We start from the raw sequence: 6,115 nt of genomic DNA, 5'->3' as shown, positions 1-6,115 counted from the left end.
CCCCCGCCATACCCCACAACGCGGCGGGCGGATGCCACCAGATCAGGGGGCGCCATTTGAGCACCAGCAACCCGCCGAACAACACAAACACAATGAACAGCAAGTGAAACAGCATCAGCCCATCGGCAGCGATTCGGTACAGCATGTCGGTGCCCCTGATGGCTGAACGAATCGCTCCATGGTACTCGGACCGGTGGCGGGCGCTCTATCGATTGTCGCGGCCCAATGCGCCGAGCACGCCTTTCAAACGCTCGGTCATCGATTCACTGCTGCGTTGCATCGGTGCACGCAATTCGTCACCGATCAAGCCTTGCAAGGCCAGTGCGGTTTTCACCGGCGCCGGGTTGGGCTCCAGGAACAGGCTGTTGATCAACGGCAGCAAACGGAAAAACGTGGCGCGGCCATCGGCCAACCGGTTGTCGCGGATCTGCCGGTGCAACTGCACGAACAGTTCGGGGTGGACATGCGCCGACGCGGCAATCGCACCTTTGGCGCCCAGGCACAGGGCATTGAAGATCTGGTTGTCTTCACCGCACAGTACGTCGACATGGCCGCTATTGAGCAAGGCGAGGGTGTTCGAAAAATTACCGCCGCAATCCTTGATGGCGACGATGCGCTCGTGGGCGACGATGTTGAGCAGGGTCGCCTGTTCGAAGGCCACGCCGGTACGGTAGGGGATGTCGTAGAGAATCAGCGGCACGCTGGAGGCATCGGCGACCGTGCGGAAAAACACTTCCAGGCCGGCCTGGGAAGGGCGGATGTAATACGGCGCCGGCACCAGCAGACCCGCCACCGGACGCTTGAGGATCTCGCTCTGGAACTGCAACAACTCGGTCAGGTTGTTACCGGCCAGGCCCATGACCACTTGATGCGCCGGCACCAGCTCCAGCACCGCATCGAGCACCGCCAGTTGCTCATGTTTGCCCATCGCCGCCGGCTCGCCCGTGGTGCCGCAAACGATGAGGCCGTCGACGCCTTTTTCCAGCAGATGGCTGACCAGCCGCCGCAAGCCGACAAAATCGATGGCGTCGTTGTGGAACGGTGTGACCAGTGGAACCCAGATACCTTGAAACGCTGACATGCACTTTCTCCTGAAGGTTGACCGATTTCGTCACCGTCAGGGGGCATGGAAGGAGAGTAAGCAAGGGGGCGGGGGCCGTCGCGCTCAATGTCCTGTCAGCTCATCTGACGGGACAGCGCGCCCCGGTCACATGAGCGACTGTTTCTTCGATTTGAGGGCGTGCGCAACGCAACCTTGCGCCTTGGCAATCAAGCCAATGACGGAAGAATCGAGATTGAAGGTTGCGGACATACTTGCTTACACCCTGAGTGAGGCGCCCAGTTTTAAAAGCCGGCGCGCCGTTTGTCAATCACCAAAATCAGCGAACTCGGCGCGCATCCGGCCATTGTGCTTGGCCTTGTAGAGCAGGTGATCGACCTGTTCGACGAATTCCAGGGCCGTGGCATGCATCGATGCCGTGGTGGTACCGACGCCGAGGCTGACACTCAGCAGCTTCGACACGTTCGAGAATTCATGGGGGATCTGCTGCTGGCGAATCAGGTGCAGGCATTTGTGCGCCACCAGCCGTGCGGACTCGGCATCGGTTTCCGGCAGCAGCCAGACAAACTCTTCACCGCCGATCCGGGCAATGAAATCCCGTGGCCGGTTCGCCGCCAGGGACAAGGTTTGCGCGACGCGGCGCAGGCATTCGTCGCCCTTGATGTGGCCGTAATGGTCGTTGTACTGCTTGAAGTAATCGATATCCAGCACGATCACCGACAACGGCAAGCCGGTGCGCTGGGCAGTGTTCCACTCGCGCTCCAGCACGGTGTCGAACATGCGCCGGTTGGCGATGCCGGTCAGGCCGTCCTGGAAGGAATACTCTTCGAGCTGCTTTTGCAGGCGGATCAGGTGCTCTTCGGTTTTCTTGCGCTCGCTGATATCGAACATGAAGCCCACCAGCGCCTCGACTTCACCGTCCTTGCGCACCACATGCACCACATCGCGGATCCATACGTACTCGCCGCTTTGGGTGAGTGCGCGATAGTCGGCCTCGTGATCGATACCGGCCCGGGATTGCGAGACGCAGAAGTCCATCACGTAGTCGCGATCATCCGGGTGCATGCGCTCGACCCAGTCGTTGACCGAGGCCCAGCTGTCCTGTTTCCAGCCCAGCAGTTCTTCGATCTGTGGCCCGATGTAGCTGAAGGTCATGGTTTTCCAGTCGATGCGCCAGGGAATCGCCCGGGTTGACTCAAGCAGGGTTTTGTATACGTCGCTGTCGGCTTCGACTGAACTCATGAAGGGCCTGGCCTCGAAGGAAAATGCAGCGCCATCATGTTGCTACCACTTTGGCGAATCAAGCGGGCAGCCGATGAATGGCACCCGTCATATCAGTGAGCAAGATTGTTCAAGCCTTTGGCCGGCACAGCTGGCAAAGTCTGGGGTCTTTCCCTGTCTGTAGAGCGTTATGTCCAACTCAACCATGCCGCGCAGTGCCTTTCTGCGCGGCGCCGTGGCGATCATGCCGCTGTCCCTGGCCACCGCGCCCTGGGGCTTGCTGGCCGGCTCCATGGCCATCGAAGCCAACCTTACGCCCCTGCAAGGCCAGGGCCTGTCGGGCATTGTGTTTGCCGGTGCCGCGCAATTGGTGGCCATCGGCATGCTCAAGGGCGGTGCCGGGATTTTTTCGATCCTGCTCACCACATTGCTGCTGACCTCCCAGCATTTGCTTTACGGGATGAGCCTGCGTTCGGTGATTTCGCCATTGCCAGGGCGCTGGCGTGCGGGCTTGGGTTTTTTACTCACCGACGAGCTGTTCGCCCTGACCAGCCAGCACGACAAACAGCAGTTCAACCGCTGGTACGCCCTGGGCGTGGGCCTGACGTTCTATATCGCCTGGAACCTGTTCACCCTGGCGGGCATTGTGCTCGGCAGCAGCATTCCCGGTCTTGAACACCTGGGCCTGGATTTCTCCATCGCGGCCACCTTCATTGCCCTGATCACCCCGGTGGTGCGCAACGTGCCGACCGTGGTTTGCGTGGCGGTGTCGCTGTTCTGCTCGGTGCTGTTCAGTTACTGGCAATGGGGCTCGGCGCTGGTGCTGTCGGGGCTGGCGGGCATGACCGCCGGGTTTGTCTGCAATAAATTCTACGGTGGACGCACATGATGGTCTGGGCAGTGATTGTCGGAATGGGCGTGTTGGTGTTCCTCAACCGCTATGTTTTTCTGGAACCGCGACTGCCGGTACGCCTGAGCAGCAATGCCCGGCAGTTCCTGGGGTTTGCCGTACCGGGCATGTTGACCGCCATCTGCGGACCGATTGTGTTCATGCCGGAAAAACAGCTGAATCTGCATTGGGACAATCCCTATCTGATCAGCTCGCTGGTGGCGGTCGGGCTGGTGCTTTACACGCGCAATACGTTGCTCAGCATGCTGTTGAGCATGGGGTTCTTCTTTTTATTGCGCTGGTGGCTTTGAGCGGGGCAGGGGGATCTGTTCTACGCTTAAAAGTGGTGACCGATCCCTTCAGGAAGAGAGGTGAACATGGCCAATGAACCCAAGCGTCCGGACCTGGAAGAAGACGAGGATGAACCTACGGAAGAAGAGATTGAGGAGCAGAAGCGTTCGGTACCGGACTGGAAGCATCCTGACGACGGTAAGGAACTGTCAGAGCCTGACCGCAAGTTCTGATCAGCCAGTACGACAAGGCCCCGCCTTCAAGCGTATGTAGTCTTCTGTAGCAGTTGCCGAAGGCGACGTTCGGCTGCGAAGCAGTCGCAGACCGGCGTCGCAATGCACCCGATTGAAAGCCCGCACGAACGGATGACGACCGCTGCGTCCGAACGCAGGCTTCGCCAGCTGCTACAGGGCCCGTGCGCGACCGGCTTTTACGTCTTTCAGGCGGTGCTTTGTCGTTATTGACAGTTTCATGGAACTTTATTGATTAGCGCAGCACCCTGGTTCCTGACATTGCCAACGGCCTTGTCAACCTTGTACCACTCAAATACGTCACTGACCTCGCCCTGGGATAACGCCATTTCCTCGGCTCGTTCCTTGGGCGTGTCCGGGTCCAGCCATTCCCGCGCCAGCTTGGGCGAGAACACCACCGGTCGTCGGTCATGCACGTCAAGCAGTCCACCTGCACTGTCGGCGGTGAGGATCACGAAGCCGTCGTGCTCCCGGTGAGGGGCTCCGCCGATGGGGTACTGGCCGATGACCGCGCAGAAAACCGGTGCGTGATCCCGTCGACGGATCAGCCAGGGTTGCTTCGTCGAGTCGCCGCTATCGACCCATTCGAACCAGTTATCAATCGGGCAGATTGCGCGATGGGGCCAGATTGTCCGGAAGTACGGGCCGTGGGCGACTTTCTCGACCCGGGCATTGGTCGGCTCCGTGCGATCCGTCGCCCAGTGCGGACGCCAACCCCAGCGCACCGCGTCGGCGTGCAGGCGCCCATTCTCCAGATGCAGCAGAGCGAGTTGCGTGGTGGGCGCGGCGTTGTAGTGTGCCAGGGGTTCGTTGCCGACGTGGTTGATCAGCGCGTCGGGGATGCTCAGCACCGCCACGAAGTCGTGAATCCCGCGGTATTGCGACAGTCGTCCGCACATGGCCTGACACTCTGGTTGAGCATTTTTTTCAGTTTAGTTGGTGGCAACGAAACGGGCTTGGCAAGCACTGGAACCAAACTCTGTGTACCTTATCCAACCTCGGCCCGCCGTTTCGATGCGGGCCGATGACGGATGAACGGGCGAAGGATTCTTGCCAGTTGAAGTATCGACCTTGATGGTCTGGCCCAAGGCAAAAGATGAAACAGTTGTTCAAATGTTTAATGGTGTGCGCCTTGGTAGTGGGTCTGCTGGGCTGTATCGCCGCACCGATTGAAATGACCCCGCAGACCGAGCAGCGTCTAAATGCGCAACCACCGATCCGGTTTCTGCTGACCTTCGATGACGGTCCCAGCGCATCGAGCTGGTGGAATCCGACCGTCACGGTGCTTGAGAGCCTGGCGCAAAACCCGCTGCAACCGGGCATCAAAGCCGTGTTCTTCGTGCAAACCCGTGCTCCGCGGGCCGGTGGCAGCGAGTTGGGCCGGGACATCATGCGGCGCGAACATGCCGAAGGTCATATCCTGGGCTTTCACACCGCCACGCCCTGGCACACCAATCATCGCTCGCTGGAACCGCAAGAACTCGAGCAGTCCCTGACCGATGGCAGCGCCGACATTGCGGCGATCACCGGTGCCCCGCCAATCCTGCTGCGCCCGCCATTCTGGAACTACGACAAACGCACCTTCGCCGCTTATCAGCGGCATGGCCTGCACGTGCTGCTCACGGACTTGAGCGCCAATGACGGCAAGATCTGGGGCTTCAATGCCAGCCCCCGACGCCGGTCGCACATGCTGCGCTCGATGTCCGAAGTACGCGAACGCATTGCCCGTGGCGAGTTGCCGGTGGTCGATGGGGTGATTCCGGTGGTGGTGACGTTCCACGATCTCAATCGCTACACCGCCCGACATACCCGTGAATACCTGCAGATTCTGCTCGATAGCGCCCGGGAGACCGGGGTGAAAACCGCCGACAAGCCGTTTTACGACGATCAGTCGGCGCTGCGGCGGGCTGCCATGGCGCGAACCGTGCGCGACGATTCGCAGCCGGTCGAGTTGCCGGGGTTCTGGAACTGGATCTGGGGCGCAAACACCCATTGAAAACCTGCAGAAATGAGAGATGGAAAACACTACCCTGAATGATTTCCGGTGCAGAATCGGCAAAGTGTATCTAACCTGAAATGGATCCAACCCGATCAACTGTCGCCGAGGCAACGGCCATGGCCATGGTGCCTGTTTCAGTTCTTTGCAACATCGTGGAGTCCGGTTTTGAACCGCTGTCGTGCGAATGCACGGAGAGTCTCGGAGTGCTGCGTATCGAAGTCTGCGACCCCGTCACCGGGCGGGTGGAGTTGCTGATCAGCGGCGTCTCGACCGCCGAACTGACCAGCGTGCGCGCCATCTCTGATTTTGTCGGCAAGTTGCGTACCGGGATGAAGGCCGGGCGTCGGACGTTTTCGGGCTGATCATTGCTGGCAGGGTAAACACTGACCTGTGGCGAGGGGGCT

Annotated in this window: 9 protein-coding genes; 5 read left to right on the top strand and 4 right to left on the bottom strand. The window is 60.0% G+C overall.

The window, feature by feature from the left end:
• From PMI29_RS32050 to PMI29_RS09735, 3 genes are all read right to left on the bottom strand, one after another.
• Positions 1 to 145: DUF2784 family protein (locus PMI29_RS32050; protein WP_008000526.1), on the bottom strand; the 145-nt coding region annotated here is incomplete at its 3' end.
• 60 nt (positions 146 to 205) lie between these two features.
• Positions 206 to 1,081, bottom strand: a complete 876-nt coding sequence (dapA, locus tag PMI29_RS09730; protein ID WP_008000525.1) for a 4-hydroxy-tetrahydrodipicolinate synthase — start codon at positions 1,079 to 1,081, stop codon at positions 206 to 208.
• Positions 1,082 to 1,366: 285 nt separating this feature from the next.
• Positions 1,367 to 2,302 (bottom strand): sensor domain-containing diguanylate cyclase, encoded by a 936-nt coding sequence (locus tag PMI29_RS09735; RefSeq protein WP_008000524.1) that lies wholly within the window; start codon positions 2,300 to 2,302, stop codon positions 1,367 to 1,369.
• Between the two features lie 169 nt (positions 2,303 to 2,471).
• Here PMI29_RS09735 and PMI29_RS09740 point away from each other — a divergent pair, with 169 nt between their 5' ends.
• The 3 genes from PMI29_RS09740 to PMI29_RS32315 all read left to right on the top strand — a co-directional run bounded on the left by PMI29_RS09740 (position 2,472) and on the right by PMI29_RS32315 (position 3,694).
• Entirely contained in the window at positions 2,472 to 3,170 is a 699-nt protein-coding gene (locus tag PMI29_RS09740; protein ID WP_033052535.1) for an AzlC family ABC transporter permease, read from the top strand.
• A complete protein-coding gene (locus PMI29_RS09745) occupies positions 3,170 to 3,481 on the top strand; it encodes an AzlD domain-containing protein (protein WP_015095729.1) in 312 nt (103 codons plus the stop codon). The genes PMI29_RS09740 and PMI29_RS09745 overlap by 1 nt, the downstream gene beginning before the upstream one ends.
• A 66-nt stretch (positions 3,482 to 3,547) precedes the next feature.
• Positions 3,548 to 3,694, top strand: a complete 147-nt coding sequence (locus PMI29_RS32315) for a hypothetical protein (RefSeq protein WP_008000522.1) — start codon at positions 3,548 to 3,550, stop codon at positions 3,692 to 3,694.
• 236 nt (positions 3,695 to 3,930) lie between these two features.
• Here the strand turns inward: PMI29_RS32315 and PMI29_RS09750 are convergent, their stop codons facing one another.
• A complete protein-coding gene (locus PMI29_RS09750) occupies positions 3,931 to 4,611 on the bottom strand; it encodes an SOS response-associated peptidase family protein (protein ID WP_008000521.1) in 681 nt (226 codons plus the stop codon).
• Positions 4,612 to 4,808: 197 nt separating this feature from the next.
• Between PMI29_RS09750 and PMI29_RS09755 the strand changes: the two genes are divergently transcribed.
• Entirely contained in the window at positions 4,809 to 5,708 is a 900-nt protein-coding gene (locus PMI29_RS09755) for a polysaccharide deacetylase family protein (RefSeq protein ID WP_008000520.1), read from the top strand.
• Between the two features lie 125 nt (positions 5,709 to 5,833).
• Complete coding sequence (locus PMI29_RS09760; RefSeq protein WP_033052539.1) at positions 5,834 to 6,073, top strand: DUF1652 domain-containing protein; 240 nt, start codon at positions 5,834 to 5,836, stop codon at positions 6,071 to 6,073.
• Positions 6,074 to 6,115: the final 42 nt, after the last annotated feature.

The sequence above is a fragment of the Pseudomonas sp. GM49 genome (assembly GCF_000282355.1).
Taxonomy (GTDB): Bacteria; Pseudomonadota; Gammaproteobacteria; order Pseudomonadales; family Pseudomonadaceae; genus Aquipseudomonas.
The sequence above is the reverse complement of the archived record's forward strand: the minus strand, read 5'-3'. Positions and strand labels throughout refer to the sequence as shown.